The sequence below is a fragment of the Paenibacillus sp. J2L1-98 genome (genome assembly GCF_056269405.1).
This window is the reverse complement of sequence record NZ_JBWDNW010000004.1, coordinates 165244-191185: the sequence shown is the minus strand read 5'-3', so window position 1 is coordinate 191185 and position 25942 is coordinate 165244. Positions and strand designations below refer to the sequence as shown.

At 48.3% G+C, this 25942-nt stretch carries 26 protein-coding genes; 4 read left to right on the top strand and 22 right to left on the bottom strand.

What is annotated here, in order from left to right:
• Positions 1–65: 65 nt before the first annotated feature.
• From AC0YNZ_RS11055 to AC0YNZ_RS11010, 10 genes are all read right to left on the bottom strand, one after another.
• Positions 66–272 carry a hypothetical protein gene (locus AC0YNZ_RS11055; RefSeq protein WP_475826655.1) on the bottom strand — a complete coding sequence of 69 codons (207 nt, stop codon included), beginning with the start codon at positions 270–272 and terminating at the stop codon, positions 66–68.
• A gap of 95 nt (positions 273–367) precedes the next feature.
• Entirely contained in the window at positions 368–541 is a 174-nt protein-coding gene (locus AC0YNZ_RS11050; protein ID WP_475826654.1) for a hypothetical protein, read from the bottom strand.
• A gap of 151 nt (positions 542–692) precedes the next feature.
• Positions 693–893: a hypothetical protein gene (locus AC0YNZ_RS11045; RefSeq protein ID WP_475826653.1), complete on the bottom strand. Its 201-nt coding sequence runs from the start codon at positions 891–893 to the stop codon at positions 693–695.
• Positions 894–1068: 175 nt separating this feature from the next.
• A complete protein-coding gene (locus AC0YNZ_RS11040; protein ID WP_475826652.1) occupies positions 1069–1809 on the bottom strand; it encodes a glycoside hydrolase family protein in 741 nt (246 codons plus the stop codon).
• Between the two features lie 292 nt (positions 1810–2101).
• Entirely contained in the window at positions 2102–4483 is a 2382-nt protein-coding gene (locus tag AC0YNZ_RS11035) for an alpha-L-arabinofuranosidase C-terminal domain-containing protein (RefSeq protein WP_475826651.1), read from the bottom strand.
• Positions 4484–4738: 255 nt separating this feature from the next.
• A complete protein-coding gene (locus AC0YNZ_RS11030) occupies positions 4739–5662 on the bottom strand; it encodes a carbohydrate ABC transporter permease (protein WP_475826650.1) in 924 nt (307 codons plus the stop codon).
• Between the two features lie 12 nt (positions 5663–5674).
• A complete protein-coding gene (locus AC0YNZ_RS11025) occupies positions 5675–6613 on the bottom strand; it encodes an ABC transporter permease (protein ID WP_475826649.1) in 939 nt (312 codons plus the stop codon).
• Between the two features lie 85 nt (positions 6614–6698).
• On the bottom strand, positions 6699–8393 hold the full coding sequence (locus AC0YNZ_RS11020; protein ID WP_475826648.1) for a type 2 periplasmic-binding domain-containing protein: 1695 nt from the start codon (positions 8391–8393) through the stop codon (positions 6699–6701).
• A 160-nt stretch (positions 8394–8553) separates the two neighbouring features.
• Complete coding sequence (locus tag AC0YNZ_RS11015) at positions 8554–10008, bottom strand: response regulator transcription factor (protein WP_475826647.1); 1455 nt, start codon at positions 10006–10008, stop codon at positions 8554–8556.
• Between the two features lies 1 nt (position 10009).
• Complete coding sequence (locus AC0YNZ_RS11010) at positions 10010–11767, bottom strand: cache domain-containing sensor histidine kinase (protein ID WP_475826646.1); 1758 nt, start codon at positions 11765–11767, stop codon at positions 10010–10012.
• Between the two features lie 93 nt (positions 11768–11860).
• Here AC0YNZ_RS11010 and AC0YNZ_RS11005 point away from each other — a divergent pair, with 93 nt between their 5' ends.
• Together AC0YNZ_RS11005 and AC0YNZ_RS11000 are read left to right on the top strand one after the other, a co-directional pair.
• Positions 11861–12427 carry a hypothetical protein gene (locus AC0YNZ_RS11005; RefSeq protein WP_475826645.1) on the top strand — a complete coding sequence of 189 codons (567 nt, stop codon included), beginning with the start codon at positions 11861–11863 and terminating at the stop codon, positions 12425–12427.
• On the top strand, positions 12346–14052 hold the full coding sequence (locus AC0YNZ_RS11000; RefSeq protein ID WP_475826644.1) for a GMC family oxidoreductase N-terminal domain-containing protein: 1707 nt from the start codon (positions 12346–12348) through the stop codon (positions 14050–14052). Before AC0YNZ_RS11005 ends, AC0YNZ_RS11000 begins: the two co-directional genes overlap by 82 nt.
• A gap of 227 nt (positions 14053–14279) precedes the next feature.
• Here the strand turns inward: AC0YNZ_RS11000 and AC0YNZ_RS10995 are convergent, their stop codons facing one another.
• The 11 genes from AC0YNZ_RS10995 to AC0YNZ_RS10945 form a co-directional block, all read right to left on the bottom strand.
• The gene (locus AC0YNZ_RS10995; RefSeq protein WP_475826643.1) at positions 14280–15146 is read right to left on the bottom strand and encodes a 5'-3' exonuclease; all 867 of its coding nucleotides are present in this window, start codon (positions 15144–15146) and stop codon (positions 14280–14282) included.
• A gap of 435 nt (positions 15147–15581) precedes the next feature.
• On the bottom strand, positions 15582–16787 hold the full coding sequence (locus AC0YNZ_RS10990; protein WP_475826642.1) for an aminotransferase class I/II-fold pyridoxal phosphate-dependent enzyme: 1206 nt from the start codon (positions 16785–16787) through the stop codon (positions 15582–15584).
• An 8-nt stretch (positions 16788–16795) separates the two neighbouring features.
• On the bottom strand, positions 16796–17176 hold the full coding sequence (locus tag AC0YNZ_RS10985) for an arsenate reductase family protein (RefSeq protein WP_110772224.1): 381 nt from the start codon (positions 17174–17176) through the stop codon (positions 16796–16798).
• Between the two features lie 43 nt (positions 17177–17219).
• A complete protein-coding gene (locus AC0YNZ_RS10980; protein WP_475826641.1) occupies positions 17220–18176 on the bottom strand; it encodes an RluA family pseudouridine synthase in 957 nt (318 codons plus the stop codon).
• Positions 18173–18745, bottom strand: coding sequence for a cob(I)yrinic acid a,c-diamide adenosyltransferase (locus tag AC0YNZ_RS10975; RefSeq protein WP_475826640.1), 573 nt, complete (start codon positions 18743–18745; stop codon positions 18173–18175). Before AC0YNZ_RS10975 ends, AC0YNZ_RS10980 begins: the two co-directional genes overlap by 4 nt.
• A 103-nt stretch (positions 18746–18848) precedes the next feature.
• Positions 18849–20069 (bottom strand): aminotransferase class I/II-fold pyridoxal phosphate-dependent enzyme, encoded by a 1221-nt coding sequence (locus tag AC0YNZ_RS10970; protein ID WP_475826639.1) that lies wholly within the window; start codon positions 20067–20069, stop codon positions 18849–18851.
• Between the two features lie 15 nt (positions 20070–20084).
• Positions 20085–20576, bottom strand: coding sequence for an Lrp/AsnC family transcriptional regulator (locus AC0YNZ_RS10965; RefSeq protein WP_475826638.1), 492 nt, complete (start codon positions 20574–20576; stop codon positions 20085–20087).
• A 194-nt stretch (positions 20577–20770) separates the two neighbouring features.
• Positions 20771–21169 (bottom strand): spore coat protein, encoded by a 399-nt coding sequence (locus AC0YNZ_RS10960; protein ID WP_110772229.1) that lies wholly within the window; start codon positions 21167–21169, stop codon positions 20771–20773.
• Between the two features lie 49 nt (positions 21170–21218).
• Positions 21219–21440, bottom strand: coding sequence for a hypothetical protein (locus AC0YNZ_RS10955; protein ID WP_475826637.1), 222 nt, complete (start codon positions 21438–21440; stop codon positions 21219–21221).
• A gap of 155 nt (positions 21441–21595) precedes the next feature.
• A complete protein-coding gene (locus AC0YNZ_RS10950; protein ID WP_475826636.1) occupies positions 21596–22264 on the bottom strand; it encodes a DUF2642 domain-containing protein in 669 nt (222 codons plus the stop codon).
• Positions 22265–22404: 140 nt separating this feature from the next.
• Complete coding sequence (locus AC0YNZ_RS10945) at positions 22405–23175, bottom strand: DUF2642 domain-containing protein (RefSeq protein ID WP_475826635.1); 771 nt, start codon at positions 23173–23175, stop codon at positions 22405–22407.
• Positions 23176–23456: 281 nt separating this feature from the next.
• On the opposite strand from AC0YNZ_RS10945, the gene AC0YNZ_RS10940 reads away from it, so the two are divergent.
• Both AC0YNZ_RS10940 and AC0YNZ_RS10935 read left to right on the top strand, forming a co-directional pair.
• Entirely contained in the window at positions 23457–23828 is a 372-nt protein-coding gene (locus AC0YNZ_RS10940; RefSeq protein ID WP_475826634.1) for a c2 calcium-dependent domain-containing protein 4C-like protein, read from the top strand.
• 101 nt (positions 23829–23929) lie between these two features.
• Positions 23930–25000, top strand: coding sequence for a CotH kinase family protein (locus AC0YNZ_RS10935; RefSeq protein WP_475826633.1), 1071 nt, complete (start codon positions 23930–23932; stop codon positions 24998–25000).
• 18 nt (positions 25001–25018) lie between these two features.
• Here AC0YNZ_RS10935 and cysK read toward each other — a convergent pair whose 3' ends face one another.
• Positions 25019–25936, bottom strand: coding sequence for a cysteine synthase A (gene cysK, locus AC0YNZ_RS10930; protein WP_475826632.1), 918 nt, complete (start codon positions 25934–25936; stop codon positions 25019–25021).
• Between the last annotated feature and the right edge of the window lie 6 nt (positions 25937–25942).

Here is a 25942-nt window from a genome sequence, read left to right as displayed (position 1 = left end):
TTTGCAAAATAGAGCTAATCCGCCATACTCGCACCCCGAGTGCGATTTAGTTTTGTGAAATCAAACTAATACTCCGAGCAGCGCGATTTAGTTTTGTGAAATCGAATTAAACAGGTGATTCCTGCTTCGCGGATTGCCAAAGGCAGGCCTTGTGGCCGGGCGGCTTTCGCTTGTCCGTAATCTGCTAAAGAAAGCAGCAATCGATCGAAATCAAAAAATGGCAGTTCAGGACTAACAACCTGCACAGCCATTTCCTCTTCTTTTCGCGTCATTGTTGCTCAAAGCGAGCTGTCCATCAAGCCACCTTACCGCTTTTGAAACAGCCCCTTCTGTAAATACGCAGCCACAAACTTATGGAAGGCATTAGCTAGCTCAGATCGGCTATCATTTGATCGGGCAAACCGGCCTTTTGTCCTAGCTTACCGTTAATTTCGCCGAAGATTGTGATCGCCCTGTCAATATGCGTCTGAGCTTGCTCGTTGCTGCCGTCCTTAACGGCTTGCTTGAATGCTTTCTTTTCTACGGCTATCTTTTTCCACAAATCTTTAAGCTCCGCATTAACCTTATAAAGCTGTTTCCTAACCTCGGCAGCTTGTTTCAACGCTTCCTTGTCGCCGATTCTCTGGCCTCAATGATCAAGTCGAGAATTTGATCCTGCTTTTGGACAATTTGCGTTTTCAATCCAAGCCGTTCTACCCGTAAAGGGTTATGTTGTGCAGTTCATCCTGGATCTGCTTCAACACATCGGGCTTTTGGGCAAGAAACGCGGTTTCGCCGCTTTCCATTATGCTTTCGTTCACTGACGGGGCCGGCCGCACCTCACTCGCATACGCGCTTCCAACTCCGGCGAACATCATTAAACTAACCATCAACGCTGCAAATTTCTTTTTCATTTTCCCTCTCTCCTTCATACATTCGAATTTGGTTCCCGCATTCAGTGTAGCCGGAGAGTATGGTGTAATTCAGATACAATTGTGGAAAAAGGATGTGAATGTCATTCCATTAATTTATGTGACTGCTGTGCAATCTAAAGACCGTGACCAAGGCCCCACTCTCCAGACCCTGAGCTCAATCGGTTTCCGGCTGCAGCCTCAGCTCGAACGGCTTGTCGCGGTGGCATACTAGGACGCCGTCAATGACTTCAAGCTTCGCTGCCTGAATGGATGAACGCCTTGTCTCATAAGTCGAAGCTTCATTCCCGCCGATTCTGCCGGGATGCGTAAAGTAAAAAATATATGCCTCTTCTCCCTGAACGACGACATCGGCATGCAGGCCGATCGTGCCGTCCTCCTCTCTAGTTCCCGGCTTATCGAGAATGAGGCCGTTGCGCTCCCAGCCGATCAAATCGTCCGAACGGTAAACGCCCTGCCCTCTCCACTCATCCACGATCATCCAATAATAATCTTTGAAGCGGAACACATTCGGCCCCTCATGCCCGCGTCCTTCGATCACGGGTCCAACTCGCTCCCAATGATACAAATCCGCGCTGTCGGCCGCATAGGTATGGTTGTTTTCTTTGAACCACATCCGGAACGTACCGCTTGGCAGCCTATAAATACAAGCATCTATGATGCTCTGCTCGCATATGGCCAGCTTGGATTGAAAATTCCACGTTATCAGATCAGGACTTGTATAATGCATCATATCGGCCTGACGGCCCCAATCTTCCGGCACGCCTTGAATATACGAGACATACATATGATAGATTCCATCATGCCAATAGATTTCCGGAGCCCAAAACGTATTGCGTCCCCACTCGATATCCAGTCCCGTCAGCGTTCCGCGATACGCTTTGAGAGTCTGGTCCATTCAGCATGGAAGCCCAAAACAAGTTATATTCCCTGGAGGCCGCGTCGTAGAAAACCTCCGGCGCCCAAGCGCATCCCGCTTCTGCCGGAGCGATTTCGACCATCGTTTGGTCCGACCAATGAACAAGATCCGCAGATTCCCAAATCATTATGGACCGGCTGCCAGCCGTGACGGCACGCTGCCAATCTCCGTTACCGTGTATCTTGAGATCGGTTGCAACCAGGTAAAATTTATTCCCCAGCGGTGATCTGACGATAAACGGATCTCTTTGCGCAGGAATGGAATGTCCCCGTTATTTCACTCTAAAAATCGTAACGGAATGCTTTGGAAAATCATAGAAGAAGCTGTTAGCCTCAATCTGCAGCTCTTTCCGCTTAGGCAAAATCCGCTTAGGCGACTCGAAATCATTCGCTTCATCAAGCGCATATCCGGACAGCTCGAACACCTCGACCAACGTCGGCGCTTGGGGCAAATCCGCCAATACGACCTGTGCGGCTGCGCTTTGCTCCTGCATATTGACGACCTTTACGATGACATCTCCAGTCGATTGATCGGCGCTGGCGGAAAAATACAACGGCTCGATGATCGGCAGTTTATCCTCTGTGTCATTAATCAAGACGCCGTCGATATAGGTTCGAATCCGCCTTCCCGACACTTCTAAAGCAAACTCATATGCAATGCCTGTTTCCAACGTAAATAAGCTTTGGGTTAGGCATGAGCCTCTGCCGTCCACTTTGGAAAAGACCGCGGAATCCTGATTCTGCCACCCGCCAATTTCCCATATCAACTGATTCTCATCATCGTTCTTTCCGAAATAAACGTCAAAGCCTTTGGGACCGCTTATTTTCTTCGCCTTGAAACGCAAGGTATAGCTGCCCCAATCCGTTTCATCCAGCTCCTGCGTCTTGACAACGGTCCCATTCAACCGATCTTCCTGCGTATCCGAAAGCATCCCGTCGAGCCCGGCTAAATGCTTGACTTCTCCCGTCTCATCATTGATCAGTTTAATGTCCCAATACTGGACAGAACAAAGATCCGTACCTAGCGAGAGCTTCCCTGTGATCGGCGAAGCCGGTTCGGCATGCGGCCGTTCAAACCCGTTTGCTTCAATTTTCAGCAAGTGATCTCCCTGATGGTGCATAAATAACTGCTGCACATAATAATTCGCCGTTCCGTACACCTCATGGTTATTGAACCAAATCATATCCGGCTTCCAGTTGACGTAATCGACGTTGCAAAGCATCGGCGCGTAGCAGGCCAGTCCGACGGCATGCGCGTTCCGCTCCAGCCCGGTCATAAACGCGGCTTCGACAAGCGCATTGTAATACGTATTGCCCCAGGATGCATATTCGCCCAAAAACACCTTCGGTTCATCGGCTTTGAAATGATTGTACCGGTCATAGTTGGCCAAAAACCATTCCGGCGACTGGTAATAGTGCTCATCCACGAGATCCGAGCCGTTGTCTCTGGCTGATTTCCAGCCTCGTTCATATTCCCCGCCGGCCGCGAACGGGCCGCTGGAATTGATGATCTTCATATCGGGATATTTCTCTTTAATAGCCCGGTGGAAGTAGGCATACCGCTCGAAAAAAGGTTCGCCGACCTCTTCGTTTCCGATACCGATATACTCCAGCCCAAACGGCTCCGGATGGCCTAACCCCGCGCGGATACCGCCCCATACGGTAGTGGCGTCTCCACAGGCAAACTCGATCAGATCAAGCGCGTCATCGATCCATGGCTGCAGCTCATCGAGAGGAACGATCCTTTTATGATGCGGATCGTACCCGGCAGGCAGTATCGGAATCGGCTTGGCTCCAATGTCCTCGCAGAACAGAAAATACTCATAATAACCGAGGCCCAGTGTCTGGTTATAACGCCAATTATTCCGCCTCGCCGGTCTCTGCTCTACTTCGCCTATCGTGTTTTTCCAGCGATACATGGAATTCCTGTCATCCGGATTGAGCGAACCGTCATGGACCAGGCAGCCCCCCGGAAAACGCATAAACTTCGGCTTCAAATCCGCGATAAGCGCAGCTATATCCTCGCGCATACCGTTAGGCCGGTTTCGGAAAGTTTTAAGCGGAAATAAAGAGACCATATCCAAATAAAGCCTGCCGCTTCCTTTCGTCACGATCGCTAACCGGCTGCTGACATCCGTAGCGTTTGCCGTCAATACCGCTTTATACTTTCTCCACTCATTAGAAGCCACCGCAATTTCAGCAGCAGCATGAACGGTACCGTCCATGCCTTCGACCGTAATTCGAACCGGTACGTCAAAGCTGGCATCCCGTCTGGCGTAGAACGAGAACGTATAAGCTTCGCCTTGCTTGACGGGTATCCCGGAATTAAAGCCTTGGTTCGTAATGCCGACGCCGTCGCCTTCCGACAATATCTCGATGACCGCGTAATGCTTGTTGCGCTCTGAGAACGGCTTACTCTCTTCCACCGTCAATTCAGCTCTTCCGCGGCCTCGCTCGACTTTCTCCCACGCTGTAAAGGCATGGTAATCCGGATGATCGATCGGATCGAATTCGAAGGAGCGGTTCTGAACCAGTTCAGCGTATAGTCCGCCGTCCGCCGCATGATTTAAGTCCTCGAAAAAGATGCCGAACAGATCGCCTAATTCCGCACCTCGCTCCTGCGTAGATATCTTAAGTGTCCCTCGTTCTTTCATCGCTTTTAATCTCCTTCACAATTATTGCCGTATTTTGATTATTCTTTTTTACGACATTGCTTTTAGGTGAATAAATAAAAACATTAATCACTATATAAATTTATTAATTCATACACATAATAGATGATATTATACTTGAATGCAATTAAAAAAAATGTACGATTATCTCAGCATGAAGAAGACTGCCCTTTCTACGCAAAGGATCTCCTGCGGCCGGCTGAAATCGGCGAGGAGATCCTTTATGCCATTTTTCCATTATCCTTTTACCGAGCCGAGTAAAACACCTTTAACAAAGAACCTTTGAGCGAAAGGATACATAATAATCATAGGAATCGAAGCGATGACCATTGCCGCAAGCTCGATCGTTTGCGCCGTCACGAGCCCCTGCCCCTTCGAGTTATTTAATAACTGCGACACCGCCAAACTGGAACCTTCAACCGTGCTCATCATATTTTCGACCGCCCGATTGGATTGGATCAGTCTAAGAATGACGTACTGCAGCGTCTGCAAATCGGGTGACTGCGTAAAGTAAAGAGTCGTTCCGTAATCATTCCAAATATTGACCGCCGTAAATACGGATAGCGCTGCCAGCACCGGCTTCGAGAGAGGAATGACAATCTGGAAAAATATTCTGAACTCACTTGCGCCGTCCATCTTGGCCGACTCGAACAAGGATTCCGGAATGCCCTTATAGTTCGCGTTGAATATGATGACATTCCAGAATCCTCCGAACAGTGCGGGGAGAATATATACCAAGTAATGATCGTACAGCCCGAGCCAATTCATTAACAGAAAGGATGGAATCAACCCTCCGCTGAAATACATGCTGATGAAGCCGATCGTCATATAGAACTTCCTTCCCTTCAGATAAGACCGGGAGAACGCGTAAGCGAACATCGACGTATACAGAATGGAAGCTACAGTTACAATAACCGTACGCGAAGCGGTAATCCAAGCCGCCTGGAGCATGCCGGAATCGGCCAATACCGTCTGCCAGCTGGCCCAAGTAAGCTCTCTTGGCCATAGAAATACCGGACCGCGCGCCAAGTCCTCGCCGCTGTTCAAGGAACTGATCAATGAAAACCAAAACGGATACAAGGTCACAATCATCAGAATAATCATGATCGTGACGGTGGATAGATTAAACGCGCGTTCCCCTACACTTTTCCCGCCAACCATATTGATCTCTCCTTAAAAAAGCCCTGATTTTGTCAATTTCTTCGATAGTGTATTTGCGCCAACCAGCAATAATAAAGCAAATACCGATTTAAGCAGACCGATCGCCGTTGCCGATGCAAATTGGAATTGCAGCAAGCCGGTTTGATAAACGTACGTATCGATGACTTGGCTGGTAGGCAAATTCAAAGTATTCTGGAGCACATAGATTTGGGTAAAGTTGTTATTCAGCATGCCGCTGACGGCAAATATAATCAACACCATCAAGGTCGGTAATATCCCCGGTATTGTAATATGCAGCATCCGTTTGAATCGCCCTGCCCCATCGATCGCGGCAGCTTCATATAAGCTTTGGTCTACGCCTGCCATCGCCGCCAAATAAAGAATAGCTCCCCAGCCAATATCCTTTAATAGCCCTGTTCCGATAGCGACACCCCAGAAGTATTTCGGATCTGCTAAAAATTGAATGGGCTTGTCGATGAAATGAAACTCCATCAGCAGGAAGTTAACGATTCCGTCCGTATTGAGCAGCGTAATGAACAAGCCGCCAAAAATAACCCAGGAAAGAAAATGGGGAAGATAAGTAACCGTTTGTACCAGCGATTTGAATTTATGGTGCTTGATCTCGTTCAGCAGCAACGCAAACAACAGAGTGGCCGGTATCCCCACTAAAGCTCCCAATAGATTGATTCCGAGCGTATTTCGAACCATTGGCCAAAATTGAAAATTTTGAAAAACGCGGATAAAGTGTTGAAAGTGGTTCCAATCGCTTGTAAAAATCCCTTTTACGCCCATAATAGGCTCGTAGCTTTTAAAAGCCATAAGCAATCCGAATAAAGGGGTAAAGTCAAAAAGAAAGATGAGACACACAGCCGGCAGCAGCATCACCTTTAATTCGAGCTGAGTTCTGAAATCATAGCCGAGCTTATATCCTTTTTGTTTTTTTGAAGCCATGCGTTCTCCTCCATTCTTACAATAGCAGTGCCAAAGTGCGTGATTGCCTGCAGCACTTTGGCACCCCTCTTACCTCGAAATATAATTAGGAATTAACGCCTATAACATCGATTCCGTATTCTTTTTTCTTTTCTTGCACGTATTTGTTTCTTTCCGTATCAAGCGCTTCAATACCTAATTTCTTCAACTGGGCGATCATCTCGTCATACAGCTTGTTAAACTCGGTATCATCCTTGGCCAAAATGATTTTGGCGATTTGCGCTTCTTTATAGGTCTTGATTTGCAGCTCATCATTGGCAAATTTACTGTCAGCCGGGAATAAATCTCCAGGCAGACCTAATGGCGAATTATTATAAATAACGGTTTCCGGCGACTTTCCGTATGTGGATTGGACTCTATTGGCTGTAACGGCTTGTAAATCCGTTTCCTCATTAGGGGGTTGCTGAGTACCAAAAGAGAACGAAGTGTGATGGAACGGCCAGAATGCGCTTAGCCCTGTTGTCATATATTCTGCGGCGTCCTTAATGCCCTTCTCCGTCTTGACCACATGGCCTTCGCCATCAAGTTTGTAATCAACGCCTTCAAAACCGTAAATGTGCATGAGCATACCTTCCTTGCTGCTCATATAACTCAGCCATTTTGCCAGCTTTTCAGGTTCTTTGGCTGACTTGGAAATAAACGTTTTCATCCAACCGCCGCCGGCGCGTTTAGACTTCCCGAGTACAGGCTTGGTGCCTGCATCCGACAAAACCGGACCGGAGGATGTCCAATAATTGTTTAATTGAAAGGACGTATTTGCCGAGTTGCCCATGAAAGTAAATACTCGGCCCGAAGCCATGTCGGCTTTCACCGCTGCGTTATCTACCGTCATTTGACCCGGCTCGAAGTAGCCTGACTTGTTTGCTTTATAGAGAAAATTCAACGCTTCTTTCGTCTCAGGAGCAAGTAGCTTGTCCCTATAGTTTCCATCCTTGTCAACCGGCATAGCGCCAAACGAATCTTGGAGAAACGCCAAGGTAGAATCCTGATAAGATTTTCCATCCACCAATAACGGAATGACTGGAGCTCCATTAACCTTCAAATTCTTATCCTTGACCTTTTGGTAGGCAGCAAGGAGTCCTTTTTCGGTTTTGATATCCTCCAGAGTCAGACCAGCCTCTTTCAACAGATTTTCATTAACGACGATGGCATTATTACTTCCATAATCAACCAAGTCAATGTAAAATTGGCCGGATGGCGGATACTGTTTTCTTGCATCTTCTGAGTCAATATGGCTCGGGAAAGCATAGAAGCCGCCATCGCGTTCAATAATCGTTTCCTTTACGTCAGCCGGAAAGTCTGTCAACAGATGGGAACCCGGATCGTACTTCTTCAGAAATTCATCCAGATCCCAAACCTTGCCGGCTTCGATCAATTTTTTGCCAAGTACATCATTGGTTATCGTAATGACATCAGGGAAAGCTTCACCGGACGAAACAAGCATCAAGTTCAGCTTCGTGTCCCCGTCTTGCGCCGGAATGTTAAACTCAAAAGTCAGCCCGGTTTTTTCTGTTATGGCGCCTTGAACCGTGTTTGGATCCGTGCTCCATGTAGTAGGAGGATTCCAGAAGTCAATCGACGAGAACCAGACAGCTTTTGACGGGGCATTTGCGCCACCGCCGTTTTCTCCCGCAGCCTTTGTGCCGCCTTGGTTCGCGCCGCCCAAATTGTTAGCGGTTTCATTTCCGCCATTGCTGCAGCCTGCCATCACGAGCAGGAGCGCCAAAAATACTGTCGCCATCCACTTCCCCTTCATAATCAATAACAACCTCCCCATTCTGCTTTGTTTGATTTCGTTTTAACATCTTTATAGTATCCCGCTTCCCGATCCTGTCATATGTTTCAATTTTTATATTTTGGTGTTTTGTTCACCTATCAGATACAGAGCTTCCGAATTAGGTCTAAATTTTTCTGTATTTGCTGGGGGTGATTCCAAAATGCTTCTTAAACAGCTTGTTAAAGTGGAAATAATCCTTATAGCCGACCCGTTCAACCACCTCGTGCACGGAAAGGGAGGAATCGTTCAACAGCTCCTTCGCCAGGCCCAATCTTTTGCCCGTCACATATTCCGAGTACGTTTTGCCTTTTTCCTTCTTAATTAACTGGCTGAGATAACCGAGGCTGATATTGAATTGCATGGCCAATTGGCTTAATAAAATGTCCTCCGTAAAGCTGGAATCGATATGCGAGATGATTTTACCCACCTGCTCATTTGAGACCGCCATATCTGCTCCGGTTTGAAGCTCAAAAAATGCTTTCAGCGTTTCGAACAGCTGTGCGGGCGAGCCGTAAAGGCGAACCATTTGGGAATAGTTCAAATACTCGATCTCATTTAAAGCCTGACTGTTCACGTAATATTTATATATAAGCGAGACAATTTGATTGTGCACATTGGAAATTTGATCGACATATAAACGCCCGGAAGCGCACTCTGAGAAAATATCGTCCAATCCTCTGCGAATGAGACCCTGCTTTCTCTCCTTGATTGCGATTTCGAGATTCAAAATCGATTTCGTAAGAAAAACGGAAGAATCGTTCGATTTATATTCAATAATTCGTGTGTCAGCAAGGCTGAAATGACTGAATAAAGCAATATCGGATTCCTGATAGAGCTTGGCCAAAGGCGCAGAATACACTCCAATCGTGCTTATTCCCAAAACCTGAAAACCGGACAGATGGTTTGAAATAAAATCAAGGAATCCAACCGGATTTCTGAACTCATCATAATTCAATAAAAAGGATAGTTTGTTTTGGCCTGTCCGGAACCGGATAAAGTTAATCCCATCGCATGCCGGTATATCCTCACGGGCAGTTGAAGCACTCTCCTGCGGATATTGACCAGTAATAAAACGGTAGTGCGGGTATTCGAAATCATATCCCTTATTGAGCAGGAAATTGCTTATTTTAATTTTATTATCCGGCTCAAACAACTCAAACAGATCATTCAGCAGCAAATCAAATTCTTTTGAAGACTGCCTCTTTCTGTTCAGCTTCTCCGACAATCGCGTCATCGTTTCGAGCAGCTTCGGCTTCTCGATTTGCTTGAGCAAATAGTCAAACGCGCCGAGACGAATCGCCTTCTGGGCGTATTCAAATTCCGAGTAACCGCTCACAAACACAACCTCGGTCTCCATTCCTTCTTGAACGATATGATCTAATAATTGCAGGCCGTCCAGCCCCGGCATTCTGATATCCGATATGACGGCATCCGGTTTCTGTTCCCTGATGTTCGCCAGCGCCGATAATCCGTCAAACGCTTCGCCGATGATCGTAAAGCCCAGACCCTCCCAATCAATCAGCTTTGAGATGCCATAGGCTACCCATGGTTCGTCATCTACAATCAATACACGATACATGTCAATGCTCCTCCCTCTGTTCAGCGTTTAAATTCACGGGGAATGTAATGTACACCGTAGTCCCTTCATGCAACTCACTTTTCAGTGTCAAGTCGGCCTCATCCCCGTAAAACAGCTTAATTCTCCGGTAAATATTCAGTAAACCGATCCCTTTTTCCGTGTCATTGTTCATATAGCCCGGCTCATTATGCAGCTTCAGCTTGCTTAGCAGTTGTTCGTATTGCTGCTCATCCATGCCGTAACCGTTATCGCTTATCGTGAACTGGACGCTGCCCGGCTCAGTTCTCCTAACTCCGATATGAACGGAGCCGTTTCCGACTTTCCTCTCCAAGCCGTGAAAAACGGCATTTTCCACGACGGGCTGAAGCAGCATTTTGAGCATGCGTTCCTCCAGCAAATCCTCCTCGGCGTCAATTTCGATTTTGAATCTTCCCCTGAAACGGAAATCAATGATTTTGGCATACTCGTTGGCATGAGCGATTTCATCCCTTACGGTCACGAAATTGCTGCCTTTAACCGCGTATCTGAACATGCTGGACAGTGATCCTGAAATATCGGCAATTGCCTCGACATCGTGATAAAGAGCGACAGCTCTGATGCTTTCCAGCGTATTGTACAAAAAATGCGGATTTATCTGGTTGCGGAAGGCAGAGATTTCCATTTGTTTTTTCGTGAGCTCGATTTCATACATGCGCGCCTGAGTAGACTGAACCTCCTTGCTCAAAGAGTCGATATCATCAAGCATTTTGTTCAAATTCGCCCCCAGGACGCCGATCTCGTTATTATGCACGACATGGAACCGGCTTTCTCCTCCCTTTCTCGGGTAGGATTTGATAAAGTCCATCAGCTCTTTAACCGGTTTCAAAATCCGGGTGAAGAAAATAAATAGGAACACGCACATAATGAAGAACATGACGACGTAAGTGAAAATGTTAAAGCGCTTTACCGTATCCAAATCGGCAAGCAATTCGTCTCGGGGAATGAGGCTGATCAATTTCCATCCCGAGCGCGGCAAGGTGATCGTCTGCACGATATAGCGGTTATTGCTCTCCCAGTCCTCGATCTGGAACGAATCCTGTTTGATTAGATCTCCTTCGGACGCAATCTTCTTATTATTCCGGTCCAGCAGCATGACCTGCGAGTTTTCCGTTACTTTTGCGCTTTTTAAAATCGGGCTGAAATTGGTTGCATCCATAAAAAAACGTCCGATTCCCATAAACCCCGTTACGAGCCGGTTGGTGTCCAGTTTATAGATCGGAGCCGTAATGGCATAAAACGACCGTTTACTGTCTCTTGAATCCGATAACGGCGTTTGTATCAGGCCGGAATATTCGATCGATTGAACATCCGAAGGCACGGATTGTTTCGAGCCAACACCGATGCTGGCCAGAAACTTTCCTTCTTTATCGTACAGCTGAATGCCTCTTATATTTTCTTTCAATGAAATCGTATTAGCGAATACCGATAATACCTCCTGGTTTTTCAAAATCCGCGTCAGAACGTCATCCGAACCGAGATAAGCTTGAATGGTCGGGCTGTAGAACAGGAAGGTCGATATCCCCTCCATGTCGGTATCGAAGCTGTTCATTTTCTCCTCTACCTGCAGGAAGATCCGGCTAACCGATTCCGTTACTTTGACCTCGATAATCCGTTTGGCAATCAGATTGGAAATCACGTAAGAGACAAGAAGAATGACCAGCATCAACAAACTTAAATAAAGAATCTGGCGGATCAGGCTTAACTTTCGAAAGCGATTCACGACACCACTCCAATCTATCAAGATTCCATTTTTGCGACAGCTGTACATCATCGTAAGTTTAAGTTATTGCCGGCGCGGATTCAAACCATTTTCATGGATCACAGCTTAGCGCTTTTTTTGGGAACACATCTGACGATTGTGCCGCTATCTGCTTCTACCGCCCAATTACTTAATGAAGGAGCCGTTCAGCTAGTCGCCGCGGGACAAGCGCAGCATGCTCCGAACCACGCGGTTTGGGGAAGCAGCCCGTACGCCGCACTTTCGCCGGCGGACCGGATTCGGGTGCTCGCCAAGCTGGAACAACTGAACGTCGATCTCGGAACCTTGCCTCCTCCTTACCAGAACGACGGGGGACTAGTTGTTTTTATGGTCGATTATCTCAACAGGCAGACGATGTTTGGAAATTACTCGGAGTGGTCCGCGTACGGAACGACGCGGCTCGCGACCCCAACCGCACGAAGACTGGAACATTTCCCGATAAGCTGGAAGCAGGTCGGGTATCCGGGCGTCTCACTCGGGTATCGCGCTCTTCTCGGCTTTAAGTTGACCATCGTTCGTGAAGGGGGGGGAGTCCACCATTGTATGATGCAGACGTCATTGTTATCGGGTCCGGAGGCGGCGGGGCCGTCGCGGCCAAGGAGCTTGGAGAAGCGGGACTGAAAGTATTGGTGCTGGAAGCCGGGCCATGGTACGGAAACAAAAACTGGCAGAATCCAAACCGTGAGCGTGGCGGGGAATGGAGCTCCAGCTACGAAGATCTGGACGTGGGGATTTACAAAAAGATATTTAATTCATACGAAAACAACATGAACGACGGGACGTCCGGCGCATTCCGCTTTGGGCCGGCCGACCGGCGCCGCGCGCCATGGCACCGTGTTATGCGCCAGAAGGGCGACATCTGGCAGCTTTCCGGTGTTGGAGGAACGACCCAGCATTACTGGTCGCAGTCGCCGCGTGCTTTTCCCGCTGCGGTCGACGGGATTTGGCCGATTAGTTATCAAGAACTTATTCCTTATTACGAGAAAGCTGAAGCTACCTTGCCCGTCCAGTTCTCACCGACGACTCCCAAAGAAGAGCTCTTTTACTATGGGGCCAAAAAGGCTGGATGGCAGCTTATTCCGACGCTAAATGTCACGACTCCGTGGTACCGCCCCAATCCGAACGCGATTCTGCGGGCCAACGAGCATCTCATGGATTCCAATTATTCAATGGAGCAATTGTCCAATATGGTCGGCTGCACCCTAAGAGGACACTGTGTCAACGGATGCACGACAGGTCCTACGGTAGATACGATCGCCAAACGCAGTACCCTTGTCAGCTACATCCCTCTCGCTCTCAAAACAGGAAACGTCTCGATACGGCCAAATTCCTTCACGATCAAGATTTTGACGGCACAAGACCCGAAAGAAGGGCTTCGCGCAACAGGCGTACAGTTCCGGGATACATGGACGGGAGAAATCGGTGAACTAATGGCTAAGACTGTCGTCATGGCTGCCGGCTGCATCGAATCACCGCGCCTCTGGCTAAATTCTGGACTCCCCCATAACGCTTGGGTGGGCAGAGGATTGACCAATCATTGTTTCGACTGGGTTGCAGGCGTATTTGATGAGAAGGAACTCATGAGCATTATGGGCATGCCTTCCGTCTATCCGTATATGGGCCATACTTCAGGGGCCAGGGTCGATATTCCGGGAACAGGTATCTTTCAAGTCTCCTGCCTGAGCCCGGGATTGATGTCCTATTTGACCTATGGCTTCAGCGAAGCCGGTTATGATGCCCTAAACCCGCCGGAGCCGGGAGCACCGTGGGACATTCATGGCCGCGTCGTTGGTCCACAGCTGAAAGAGCTAATGATGAACTATACCCGAACGATGAGCATGCTGCTTCTGACGGATGACGAAACGCTTTATCATAACAGGGTAGAGGTCGATCCGCTGCTGAAAGACGAGAACGGTCCGATTCCCGTCATTCATTATACTCCAAGCAAAAAAACGCTGCAGAGACGCGATCAATTGGCAAGGTACGCCTCCGAAACACTCAAGCAAGCCGGCGCCAAAACCATTATTCGTTCGGATACGCCGTTCAGCTTTATGCTCCACCTCGAAAGCACTATGCGAATGGGGTACGTCACGGATACGGACTGTGAGGCTATGCAGGTTAAACGCTTATTCATCGCCGACAACAGCGTGCACTTTAACGGAATCGGCGGACCGAATCCGACCCTTACCACTCAAGCGCTAGCCACTCGGACGGCAGAAAAGATCGCCAGCAAATATTTTATTTAGCCTGCGTAAACAGAACATTAAAGAATGGAAGGATACCTGACGATTCCAGAAAAAAATTAGGCAACCTCTCCCCAGTTGAATACTGAGAAGCGATCGCCTCTTAATGTTCTTATTTCACTGTCTGCTTGATGGGGCTATGACCAACTGCCAGCTCGCAGCCTAGCGTCTTTCTACTGTCTACCATAAGAGGCTCGATCACAGGCGCAGCCGGACTTGGCCTCCTTTATTTAACCAATCAACGAAATCAGGCTCTTAAACTCCAGCTCCTCGAATTTAAGCAATACGCTCTCACGCTTATAAGACCAGCTGCAGCCTTCAAGCGAAGCCGACACCGGCACGTCGCAGCGAATCGTCGCCAGCTCGCGGGACAGATGCAGCATCTCAAGATCCGCCTCGATTTTTGCCCGAATCGTTTTGGACACGGCCTCCAAATTGGCAAGCAAGCCATCGATAGAACCATGCTCCTGGATCAGCTTATGCGCCGTTTTCTCGCCAATCCCCTTCACGCCTGGATAGTTGTCCGCGGTATCGCCCATAAGACCTTTAATATCGATAACTTGAACGGGCGTCAGCTGGCGTTCTTCCATCAGACTTTCCGGGGTATATACCATGTAATTCCCGATCCCCTTCTTCATGATGGCAACCGACACCCTATCGTCCACCAGCTGAAGCATATCATGATCGCCCGTCACTACAAAAATTTGCGCCTGATCCTTAAGCGCAGCCGCCAATGTTCCGATGCAGTCATCCGCTTCATAGCCCGCTATGCCTATATTTGGGACATCGAAGCTGGCGACAACCTCCTTAACAAGATCGAACTGGGGAATCAAATCCTCCGGTGCGGATGGGCGATTCGCTTTGTAGCCGTCATACTGCTCGGTACGGAAGGTCGTGCTTCCCATATCCCAACAGCAAACGACATGCGTCGGATTAAAGGTATTGATTGCGTCCATAAAATAACGGACAAAGCCATGTACAGCATTTACAGGTACGCCAGCGCTCGTTTTGCGGACGCTGCCTCCGAACGAAGTAGCAAAATAGGCCCGAAACAAAATCGCCATACCATCTACCAACAGCAAACGTTGTTCACTCATCGTAATATTGCCCCTCTCTTACTTATATAAAATGAACTAAAAATTGAATATACGCTGAGTTGCATCAAGGAACAGCCACCCTTTACTCAACTTGATGAAGTTTTTGAGCGACAAATAGCAGGATTTTCTCATTCTAATTAGTTGCGAATGATCAATAAATTCTGCTCCTGTTTTGGAACTGCTTCGAACTTACTCCAATTGAATCGCTATCTTGTAAAATTGCAGTAACTTTTCCCTTATTAGCGACAAATTCTGTTCTATCCTGCACATTTGCAATAAAAAGCTGCTATTTTCGATTATAGGCTGACAATTGGGTCTTTATGTTGTACGAAGTACAACATAGAGACCTCGTTTCACTGAAAAAGGTCTTCTATCCTGTGAAAATACAATATAGCTATTTATCTTGTTTGGGATAACACGCGATGACCGCTACATTTATTGCCCGCGAATAAAGCTTCCAATCCGTCTAGCCGCTTCCTGCAATCGCTCCTCGCTCTCGACAAGCGCAATTCGAACGTAGCCCTCGCCTTCAGAGCCGAACGCTTCTCCCGGAACGACGACTACCCCGGTCGCTTTAAGCATTTCCTGGGAAATCCGTCTTGAAGTCCACGGCTCTTCCAGCGACCATTGCATCGGAGGCAGCTGCGCCCATACGAACATCGTTGCTTTCGGAGCAACGACGTCCCAGCCTTCTGTCCGAAGCGCTTCAAGAAATGTATTTCTCCGCTGCTCGTAAAGCTTGCCTGCCTTTGGCAGCTTCGTACCTTCTATCGCTTCTTGCAGCGCAATGATCCCGGCCTCTTGAATAGGATCAAATACGCCATAGTCGATATTTGCCTTCAGCTCACGAAGAGCGCCGACTGCAGTCTTATTTCCTGCCAAAAAACCGATTCTGCAGCCAGCCATATTAAAGCTCTTCGATAACGAATGGAACTCGACGGCTTGATCGCTCGCGCCCGGTATCTCCAGTATACTTGGGGGCTCGCATCCGTCAAACCCCATTTCCGAGTAGGCTAAATCTTGAACGACCAATACGTCATGACGGCGCGCCTTATCCAGCAGCTGTTCGAAAAAAGCTAAATCCGCTACGGCTGAGATGGGATTGTTCGGATAATTGAGCAAAATGAACGTCGCTCTGTCCCATTCCTCATCCGGTATGGCGTCCAAATCGGGCATATACCCGTTCTCCTCGCGCAGCGGCATGAGTACAGACTCCACGCCCGCAAGCGCTAATGAAGCGGCATAAATCGGATAGCCCGGATTTGGCAGCAAGGCCGTATCGCCGGGATCGCAAAGCGCCAGTGCGAGATGCGCAAGTCCATCCTGCGAACCCAGCAGCGTAACGATCTCGCTCATCGGATCCAGCTCTACGTTAAAACGGTGCTTCATCCATGCCGCAGCGTGCCTGCGAAAGGGCAGTCCGCTTTTGGTAGCAGGATAGGCGTACATATCGGAGCGCAGCGCAGCTTCGCTAAGCGCTTGCCGAACGGCAGGAGAAGGCGGCTGATCCGGACTGCCGATTCCCAGGTCAATAATATCGAGCCCGCTTTCAGCGGCTGACAGCTTCCAACCCGCCACTTCAGCAAAAATTGAAGATCCCAGCTGCGACAGTCTCTCCGATCTCCATTTGGATTGCGACATATCATTACTCACCCTTTTCCGTTGTTCCAAACTTGTTCGTACTGCTCTTCCTTGTAGCCTACGGTTACCGTCTTGCCATCCGTTACGATTGGACGCTTGATGAGCATGCCATTGGATGCCAGCAGCGCATACTTCTCATCCTCCGACATCGCGCCAAGTTTGTCCTTCAAGCCAAGCTCCCTGTAAACTTCACCCGATGTATTAAAAAACTTCTTTAGCTCCAAGCCGCTGCTCGCTACAAGCTCCTTCAACTCCCCGGCCGTCGGCGTTTGTTCTACAATATGGCGGGAATGAACCTCATTGCCTTTGCTTTGCAATGATTTAAACGCTGACCTGCATGTGCCGCATTTAGGATACTGAATAATCGTTAATTGATTTTGCTTCGACATCACTATGAATCCTCCAATATACATGTAACAGTTTCTGTATCATTCAGGATAGCGTCTGCTCTAATAAAACGAGCTCCGGCGGTAAAGCCGCCTGCCATTCCATCCATTGCTTCGTGATCGGATGAGTGAAGCCCAGTATTTCGGCATGCAGCGCTTGACGACCGGCCGCTGCCTCCCATGCCTCCACTGCGCCTTGCTCCGGCCCATACATTTTATCCCCGATCAGCGGACAGCCAATATGCTTCATATGAACGCGTATTTGATGGGTGCGCCCCGTTTCCAGCTTCAAACGTACGGCAGCCGCAGCCGTCTTGTTCATGGAAGAGCCGAAGCACTTTACCGTCTCATAATGCGTAACGGACGGATAACCATCCGGCGTCACGATTCGGATATGCGGCTCGTCCGGGTTACGGTCGATCGGCGCATCTACCGTTCCCTTAGCCGGATCAGGACAGCCGTACACATAGGCGCGGTACAGCTTCAAGAAGCCATTCGCCTGCATCTGCTCGGACAGCTGCTGATGCACGTAAGACGTTTTTGCGACTGCGACTAAGCCTGAGGTCTCTTCATCAAGGCGGTGAACGGGCCTGAAGCGCACCCGCTCCCCTTTCTCCTGCCAATGATAAACGACGCCATTGGCGAGCGTACCCGTGTAATGCCCATGCGTCGGATGGACGATCATGCCGGCCGGCTTATTGATGATAAGCAGATCCTCGTCCTCGAATACAATTTGAATCGGAATGGGCTGAGGCAAAATATCTCCGGATACTTCCCGCTCCATGCGGACGCGTATAATATCGCCGGCAGCGACGGGAGCGGTCGTATAAGCGCGGCTTTCGTTGACGGTAAGCCCGTGCTCCGTCAGCTTCACCTGAGACAGCAGCTTGCGCGAAACGCCAAGCTGCCGCTCCAGCACTGTCCGTACCGTCTTCCCGTGTTCCGCTTCGCTGACGATAGCTACTAACGGACGGTAATATAATTGCTCTAAATTTTCCATCATTTTTTCGGCTTCCGAAACACTTCCGCGCTCCGTACATATTCGGTATCCGGTACGCCCAGCTTCGCATTCGCTACTCTAGCAGCCGCGAAGAAAAAGTCAGACAAACGATTTAAATAGGTTAACACATCATGGTTGATCGGATGATCGGCGGCAAGCGTTACGACGCGGCGTTCCGCGCGGCGGCATACCGTTCTGCATACATGCAGCAGCGCGGAAACGGAACTGCCCCCCGGCAAAATAAATCTCGTAATCTCAGGTGCCTCCGCAATATATTGATCGATCCAGCCTTCTAATCGCACAGCAGGCTCCGCAGCTATTTTGAGCGGCGCCCCCTCGACCGCATAGGCTAGATCCGAGCCGCAATCAAACAGCTCCTGTTGAATGTCGATCAGCCAGCCGGCCATTTCCGTCAATTCCCCATGCTTAGCTGCTTCCGCCGCAGCCTGCCCGACGAAGCTGTTTAATTCATCGATCGTTCCATATGCCTCAACGCGAACATCATCCTTCCGGACGCGTCCGCCAATCAAGGATGTCTGACCGCTATCCCCTGTTCTCGTATATAATTTCATCCTCTTCTGCCTCCTCTTTCATCAGGGTGCTCTTATTCATGCAAACAGCAGGCCGGATACACTCCTGACCTGCTGCTCATTTATGTGAAGTAACGATAATAGATTACCTTTGCCGGCTCAACCGATGGACAAAGCTGCCTATTCGGTCCAGCGCTTCGGTAAGGTTCGCAACGGAGGTTGCATACGAACAACGAAGATGGCCTTCGCCTCCAAGACCGAATACGTCGCCTGGCACGGCCGCAACATTCGCCTCATCCAGCAGCCGCTGCGCGAATTGCTCGCTCGTTAGCCCTGTCGATACGATCGATGGAAAAGCGTAGAACGCGCCCTGCGGCTCATGGCAATCAAGGCCGATATCCCGAAAGCCCTTCACAACAAGGCGGCGCCGTTGATTGTAAGCCTCAACCATGCGGTCCTTCTCCTCCAAACCGTGCTGGAGCGCTTCAAGAGCAGCGTACTGCGCCATTATCGGAGCGCACATAACGGTATATTGGTGGATTTTCAGCATAGCTGCAATAAGATCGGAATGTCCGCAGGCATAACCCATCCGCCAGCCGGTCATAGCGAATGCTTTCGAGAAGCCGCTAACGAGAATCGTGCGATCCTTCATGCCGGGCATAGCGGCAAAGCTTACATGCTTCGCACCGTATGTAAGCTCGGCGTATATTTCATCAGAGATGACGATGAGATCGTTCTCTTCCACAAGCTTGGCAATAGGCAGCCAGTCCTCGTAAGTCATTGTGCCGCCGGTCGGATTGCTCGGGTAACATAATATAAGTACTTTGGATCGCGGCGTAATGACCGCTTGAAGCGACTCGGCCTTCAGCTTAAATTCATCCTTGGCATATGTCTCGATGCCTACGGGCTTGCCGCCGGTAAGCGACGTAATCGGAGAATAAGATATATAACAAGGCTCCGGAATCAATATTTCATCACCCGGCGCAATTAAAGTGCGGAGAGCAAGATCGATCGCTTCACTGCCGCCGACCGTCACCAAAATTTCGTTCGCAGGATTATACTCCACGGCGAATTGATCATTCAAATATTGTCCGATCGCACCGCGCAGCTCAGGCATCCCGGCATTCGACGTATATTGCGTCTTCCCTGTTTCCAGCGCGTAAACCGCAGCTTCCCGGACATGCCACGGTGTAATAAAGTCAGGCTCGCCTACGCCTAGAGTAATAACATCCTTGCGCGTGCTGACCAAATCAAAAAACCGGCGGATTCCCGACGGTTTAATGTCCCGTACGAGCGGGGACAAATAATTAGCCATCGATTGCTGCCGCACAGGTGTGGCGGGTTGCTGCTCTTCGTCTTTAATCATTGCCATCACCCTTTTTTACGGCGAAACCATCAAGCGATGGTCACCTTCATGCTCCTCGAAGATAATGCCGTCTTGTTTGTATTTTTTCAAAATAAAAAATGTTTTAGTCGATAATACCGCATCGATCGGTGATAATTTATTGGATACGAAAGAGGCAACCTCTTTTAAGTTTTTGCCTTCAACCTCAACTAAAAGATCGTATGCTCCAGACATTAAGTAGACAGATTTTACTTCCGGATATAAATAAATGCGCTCGGCGATTCCTTCGAATCCGCGACCGCGTTCTGGTGTAATTTGTACCTCGATAAGTGCGGTTACCTTCTGGTCGTCAATCTTGCTCCAGTTCACGACTGTCGCATATTTCACGATAATATGATCGTTCTCAAGCTCGGCTATCGCTTGCTTTACATCCTCTGTCGGTACGGCAAGCATGGTTGCGATCAGCTCTGCATCCCTTCGCGCGTCTTCCTTCAGCAGTTCCAGCACTTTCAACTGTAATTCGGTCATTGTATAACTCCTTCCAGTACGACTGCGATTATAAAAAATATTTTACAACTTTTTTGAATAGCGTGCAATAAAGCGTAAATAGCCAAAGCCTTTATTTGGGCGGCTTCAGCTCATCTCACGGTTAAAAATAACCCATTCTGCAACCAGATGATATGCTTTCTTGACTTTGCAAAAAAAAAGACCCCGAAGGGTCTTTACATGTAATACGTTTGAGTACCTTGCTGATGCTGGCCGGACTGATGCTGCATATTCGGCGTATACATGGTTTGGCCTTGGCGTTGACCGAGATTTTGCTGCAGAAACTGGTTCGTTTTTTGCTTAGTCTGCTGATATTGTTTCGCCTGCTTGTCCAGCTCCTGACGGAGCGCAGGCGATGAAACATTATACATATTCGCTTGCTGCATCGCTTGGAACATCTGGCCTTGCAGGGCCAAGGTACTGTCCATTAATTTTGTGAATAATTGGCGGATGTCAGGACAGGTCGACTCTGTTGCCGCTGTCGCGTACTCACGAACGACTCGTTTTAAATCACCAAGTATCGAACCCGCCAAATCTTCCTCTGTCAAAATCGATTGCTTCTGCTGCTGAAACATAGCGACTTACCTCCTAAGCATTTTTGAAAGGCCTTGCATGACGTGGTTATTACTGCGGCTGCGTTGGAGCCATTTGTAGATGATGATTAATGGCGTGCAATAGGGAATCGTAATGCTGTTGATGCGTTTGAATCATTTGCGAGCATAGGTTTGTGAGCGCCGGTGTAGTGCCTGTCGCTACTACTGCCGCACACTGCTTCATTAATAAATCCTCGTTAGACATAGAGTCTGCAATGTACTCCAGCTCTTTTGCCGTCATTGGCTGTAGCATAGGTCATCCTCCTTATTTCCATTCTGGTTTCGTAAGCACTCGCTAATCCAATTTTTTCGTGCCAAAAGTAGTATGAGCCGTATTTCCTTTATTTATGTGCTAATAAAAAAAACGATGCTCACGCCTTTATAGGCTGCGAGCACAGTCTTCATTCATTAAGGTATATGCACCGTTTTCACATGATCAAAGTGTAAAAATACGGCGTTGCCGCTTGCGGTAGCAAGCTCGATCATGCTTTGATCGACGCTTTTCAGAACACCGATTTTGTTAGATTTTTCACCTAAATCGAGTACGACAAATTCACCGATTAATTTTCGCAGCTGTTGATCGAGGGTTCTTGCCAGCGTAATTGGAGAAGGCTTTAGGGGGAATTGCTCTGGCGTTAATGTGTACGGCGTTACGTTCGGACTATAAGGAATTAAATATTTCATATGATTGAGCGAGACGATAATAGTATGATAGACGGGAGAATAGAAGACAAAAAAATCATTCATTACAGTCGTCAAATAACCATGGATGGACTGATTGCCCGTAATATAAATCTCAGAAAACATGCCCTTGGCGTTCATGAGTATTTTACGGTACGAGATCGGTTCGTTATAAGGCTCGAAAGGCATTTCCGGTATTTCATCCTTATCTTCTTCTTCCCGCGTCGAAATACGAAGCTGCTGTAGATGAATAAGCGGTATATATAAAAATTGTGTTCCGTTGTGCAGCACTAAGATATCTTGACCAAACTCGATCAATTTTCCTCTTATTGGTGCCGCTTTACCTGAAATCTCCAATTCGACCTGCCGGTCCAGCAGCGGATGACGGTTTTTCATGCGATCAACCTCCTTTCATCCGGTATATATTAGAAACGGGCAAAGGTCTAGACCTTTGCCCGGCAAGCCATTAACCTTTTTTCACCGAACGGCTAGTCGTTTCTAAAGCTTTTTTAATAGAAGCCGCTTATGAGCGGTTTTTACCGGCTTTTGTTGCTTTTGTTGCTTTTGTTACTTTTATTGCTTTTGTTGCTTTTGTTGCTTTTGTTGCTTTTGTTGCTTTTGTTGTCTTTTTTGTTGTCGCTTTTATTGTCGCTTTTGTTACCGCTTTTATTGTCGTTTTTGTTGCCGCTTTTATTGTCGTTTTTGTTGCCGCCAGATTGGTTATTGCCCGCTGCTTTAATCGTTTTGATATGATCGTTCTGAATTTGGATAGCCTCTTTGCCGGATACTAACAAGATCGAATCATTTCCTGCTTGCGCTACGAAGCCTTCGACTTTCTCAGGTCCGCCCCAGTTAATTTGCACGAATTGTTGATGGAATGAGCGGATAACTCCGTTGAAGTTGTCAGCATTGATAAATACCGGATCACGGCGTCCGCTTCTGTTTCTGCTTCTGTTACCGCTTCTGTTACCGCTTCTGTTACCGCTTCTGTTTCCGCTTCTGTTTCCGCTTTTATTTCCGCCCATCTCAGTAATACTCTTAACATGGCTGCTTGCAATATAGACGATGCCTTCGCGAGTGCTTAGAACGAGGTAGTCGCTTTTTACCGCAAGAAGCTTGCCTTGAAGCGAATCCGGTCCGCCGCGGTTAATTTTAACGTTTTTGCCTATCAAGCTATGAAGAAAGTCATCTTTTTTCCCGCTTTTGTGACTCTTGTGACTCTTGTTACTCTTGTGACTCTTGTGACTTTTGTGCCAGTTGGAATTACCAGCAGCAGATTGACCAGCAAAGTTAAAGCAATTACTCATAAAAAAATCCCTCCGATAATTTTATTAATGGTAGTTTTATGCTTCCTTTAAAACCGACGTGTTGACCTCGTCATCAGCATCATGTTTGTATTGCTGCACATCCCTCCAATACTTCATTCACTTCATCTATCATGGTAAGCGATATGTAATATAATTATATGTATACCGTATCGCGGTGGTACTAGATTACTATCTATTTATTAAAGATTGAGCACATAACCGGTTCGAATAATAGATTAATGTCATAGGTTATAGTATCTTCACAACGGGAGGAATTTGATTTGGCCAAAAATAAGAAGAGCAAACAAAAGCAATGCGCAAAAGCGAGTTATACGGAAGGGAATTTTACTGGCGGTAACCGTACGAACGGTAATCGTACGGTGGGAAATCGTACGGTGGGAAATCGTACGGAGGGCAGTCTTACACAAGACAATCGTACTGGAGGCAGTCTTACACAAGGCAATCGTACTGGAGGCAATCTTACTCGCGGCAACCGTACGGCGGGTAATCACACGGAAGACAATCCAGTGGAAACCAATCGAACGACTGGAAATTTCGCGGATGGCTACACAATCACTTACAATACCCCGCTCCTCTTTAATGAAGTGTCCGACCTGCCGCCCCCAAGCTTTGTTTGGGAAATCAATCTATAATAAATAACTGTGACCATCTGGGCATTAGCTGAATACGCTAAATAAGATCAATGCCTATCGACTAACGGTAGGCTTTATCTTTTGCCTCGGGAGATGGTTAGATGGTTGCTGAAACCTTGCCGGCACGCACCGTTCACATTAATGAATCTGATTTTCAAAAAATACAGAGCAACGCTTGGGGACGGGACTTTAAGCCGGCAGAGCTGGAGCTTGACGGACAAACTTATAAAGCGACTTTCGGATTGCGGGGAGGACATACGCGTAATTATTCTAAGAAATCCTATGAAATACGGATCGAAGGCGGAAGAACGCTTCATTGGAATGCCGAATATGACGATCCCTCCATGATGCGCAACGCGCTTTCCTTTTACTTTTTCAATAAAATTGGCGTTCCATCACCTCAAACCAATCACTTCTGGCTTATTATAAATGGAGCTCCTCAGGGCGTTTATTTGGAAATCGAGGCGGTCGACCGGCTTTTTTTCGAGAAAAGGGGCATCGGCTACCGCTCACTGCTGTATGCGGTTAATGACAGCGCCGACTTCAGCTTAACCGATCCCGAATCGAAGGGGAAGAAGCCGTCCCTGTTTGATGGTTATGAATTGATGCAAGGAAAGACGGGGACAAAGAGCAGACTTGTATCGTTTGTACGCAATTTGAACCGGATGTCGGGGAAAAAACTCCGTGCACACACTGCAAGGCGGCTTGATGTATCCCAATATTTATTATGGCTGGCCGGTGCCGTATTGACTGGAAATTACGACGGTTTTGATCAAAACTATGCGCTTTATGAGCTGCGTACAAGCGGAAAATATCGAATTATTCCGTGGGACTATGAGGGAACGTGGGGGAGAAATTGCTATGGGAAGCCGTGCGGCAGCGATCTCGTTCGTCTTCAGGGCTACAATAAGCTGACAGCGAAGCTGTTTACTTTTCCGGCATGCCGCCGAGAATACCGGTCCATCATGAAAAAGCTGCTTCAATCCTCCTTCACTGTCGAGAAGCTTGAGCCTGTTATTTCACGGATGCATAAACGGCTGTCACCAGCCATTCGGAACGATTACACGCGAAAGGCAAGCTACGACACCTTTCTGGCAGAGCCGTCTTTCATTCATCATTATATTCAAGAAAGACGGGATATTCTAAAGGAATCGCTGCGGGAGTGGGTTTAAGCCGCTCCCGTCCGCTGTTCAAAATATATCCATGCTCATGTAGCGTTCTCCCGTATCCGGCGCGATACAAAGCACGCGCTTGCCAGTGCCGAGCCGTTTCGCCATTTGCATCGCTGCCCATACCGAGGCGCCCGATGACGGGCCAAGCAGCAGACCCTCTCTTGTCGCGAGGGCTCTCATCGTAGTCAATGCGTTCTCATCAGATACTTGAATAATTTCATCGTAAATCGAAGTGTTAAGAATAGCAGGTACAAACCCCGGACTCGTGCCGACCAGCTTATGCGGCCCCGGCTTGCCGCCTGATAATACCGGAGAGCCCTGCGGTTCTACAACCGCTATATATAAATGCGGAAGCAGCTCCTTTAGCGTTTCACCTGTTCCGGTTATCGTGCCGCCGGTGCCTGCCGTAGCGACGAAAGCGTCGAGCTTACCGCCTGTTTGCTCCATAATTTCCAAAGCTGTTGTCAATCGGTGAATATGCGGATTAGCCTTATTTTCGAATTGATTGGGAATATAACTGCCCGGACGCTGAGACTGCAGCTCCTCCGCCTTGCGGATTGCACCCGGCATTCTTTCCGCGGCAGGCGTCAACACGACTTCCGCCCCGTACGCCTGAAGCAGCTTAATCCGTTCCGCTGTCATGTTATCCGGCATGACCAATATAATTTTGTAACCTCTGGCTGCCGCATTCATGGCCAGTCCTATGCCGGTGTTGCCGCTCGTTGGCTCAATTATGGTGTCGCCCGGCTTAATTAGCCCGCGCTTCTCCGCATCGTTAATGAGCGAAAAAGCCGCTCGATCCTTCACGCTGCCGCTTGGATTGAAGCGTTCCAGCTTGACGTATACCTCGGCACTGTCTTCCTCCGGGAGCCGATTCAGCCGGACGACCGGTGTATTTCCTATCAATTGCGTTATATCCGATACGATTCTCGGCATCGCTTG

What these genes read in the sequence shown, in the direction of transcription:
- AC0YNZ_RS10950 (WP_475826636.1), bottom strand. Translation starts at nt 22,264, where the DNA reads ATGAAAAACCGTCATCCGCTGCTGGACCGGCAGGTCGAATTGGAGATT.
- AC0YNZ_RS10945 (WP_475826635.1), bottom strand. Translation starts at nt 23,175, where the DNA reads ATGAGTAATTGCTTTAACTTTGCTGGTCAATCTGCTGCTGGTAATTCC.
- AC0YNZ_RS10955 (WP_475826637.1), bottom strand. Translation starts at nt 21,440, where the DNA reads ATGCTACAGCCAATGACGGCAAAAGAGCTGGAGTACATTGCAGACTCT.
- AC0YNZ_RS11005 (WP_475826645.1), top strand. Translation starts at nt 11,861, where the DNA reads ATGGATCACAGCTTAGCGCTTTTTTTGGGAACACATCTGACGATTGTG.
- AC0YNZ_RS10960 (WP_110772229.1), bottom strand. Translation starts at nt 21,169, where the DNA reads ATGTTTCAGCAGCAGAAGCAATCGATTTTGACAGAGGAAGATTTGGCG.
- AC0YNZ_RS10995 (WP_475826643.1), bottom strand. Translation starts at nt 15,146, where the DNA reads ATGAGTGAACAACGTTTGCTGTTGGTAGATGGTATGGCGATTTTGTTT.
- AC0YNZ_RS10975 (WP_475826640.1), bottom strand. Translation starts at nt 18,745, where the DNA reads ATGAAATTATATACGAGAACAGGGGATAGCGGTCAGACATCCTTGATT.
- AC0YNZ_RS10990 (WP_475826642.1), bottom strand. Translation starts at nt 16,787, where the DNA reads ATGTCGCAATCCAAATGGAGATCGGAGAGACTGTCGCAGCTGGGATCT.
- cysK (WP_475826632.1), bottom strand. Translation starts at nt 25,936, where the DNA reads ATGCCGAGAATCGTATCGGATATAACGCAATTGATAGGAAATACACCG.
- AC0YNZ_RS11040 (WP_475826652.1), bottom strand. Translation starts at nt 1,809, where the DNA reads ATGGACCAGACTCTCAAAGCGTATCGCGGAACGCTGACGGGACTGGAT.
- AC0YNZ_RS10965 (WP_475826638.1), bottom strand. Translation starts at nt 20,576, where the DNA reads ATGACCGAATTACAGTTGAAAGTGCTGGAACTGCTGAAGGAAGACGCG.
- AC0YNZ_RS10935 (WP_475826633.1), top strand. Translation starts at nt 23,930, where the DNA reads ATGGTTGCTGAAACCTTGCCGGCACGCACCGTTCACATTAATGAATCT.
- AC0YNZ_RS11015 (WP_475826647.1), bottom strand. Translation starts at nt 10,008, where the DNA reads ATGTATCGTGTATTGATTGTAGATGACGAACCATGGGTAGCCTATGGC.
- AC0YNZ_RS11045 (WP_475826653.1), bottom strand. Translation starts at nt 893, where the DNA reads ATGAAAAAGAAATTTGCAGCGTTGATGGTTAGTTTAATGATGTTCGCC.
- AC0YNZ_RS10980 (WP_475826641.1), bottom strand. Translation starts at nt 18,176, where the DNA reads ATGATGGAAAATTTAGAGCAATTATATTACCGTCCGTTAGTAGCTATC.
- AC0YNZ_RS11030 (WP_475826650.1), bottom strand. Translation starts at nt 5,662, where the DNA reads ATGGTTGGCGGGAAAAGTGTAGGGGAACGCGCGTTTAATCTATCCACC.
- AC0YNZ_RS11035 (WP_475826651.1), bottom strand. Translation starts at nt 4,483, where the DNA reads ATGAAAGAACGAGGGACACTTAAGATATCTACGCAGGAGCGAGGTGCG.
- AC0YNZ_RS10970 (WP_475826639.1), bottom strand. Translation starts at nt 20,069, where the DNA reads ATGATTAAAGACGAAGAGCAGCAACCCGCCACACCTGTGCGGCAGCAA.
- AC0YNZ_RS11025 (WP_475826649.1), bottom strand. Translation starts at nt 6,613, where the DNA reads ATGGCTTCAAAAAAACAAAAAGGATATAAGCTCGGCTATGATTTCAGA.
- AC0YNZ_RS11055 (WP_475826655.1), bottom strand. Translation starts at nt 272, where the DNA reads ATGACGCGAAAAGAAGAGGAAATGGCTGTGCAGGTTGTTAGTCCTGAA.
- AC0YNZ_RS10985 (WP_110772224.1), bottom strand. Translation starts at nt 17,176, where the DNA reads ATGTCGAAGCAAAATCAATTAACGATTATTCAGTATCCTAAATGCGGC.
- AC0YNZ_RS11020 (WP_475826648.1), bottom strand. Translation starts at nt 8,393, where the DNA reads ATGGCGACAGTATTTTTGGCGCTCCTGCTCGTGATGGCAGGCTGCAGC.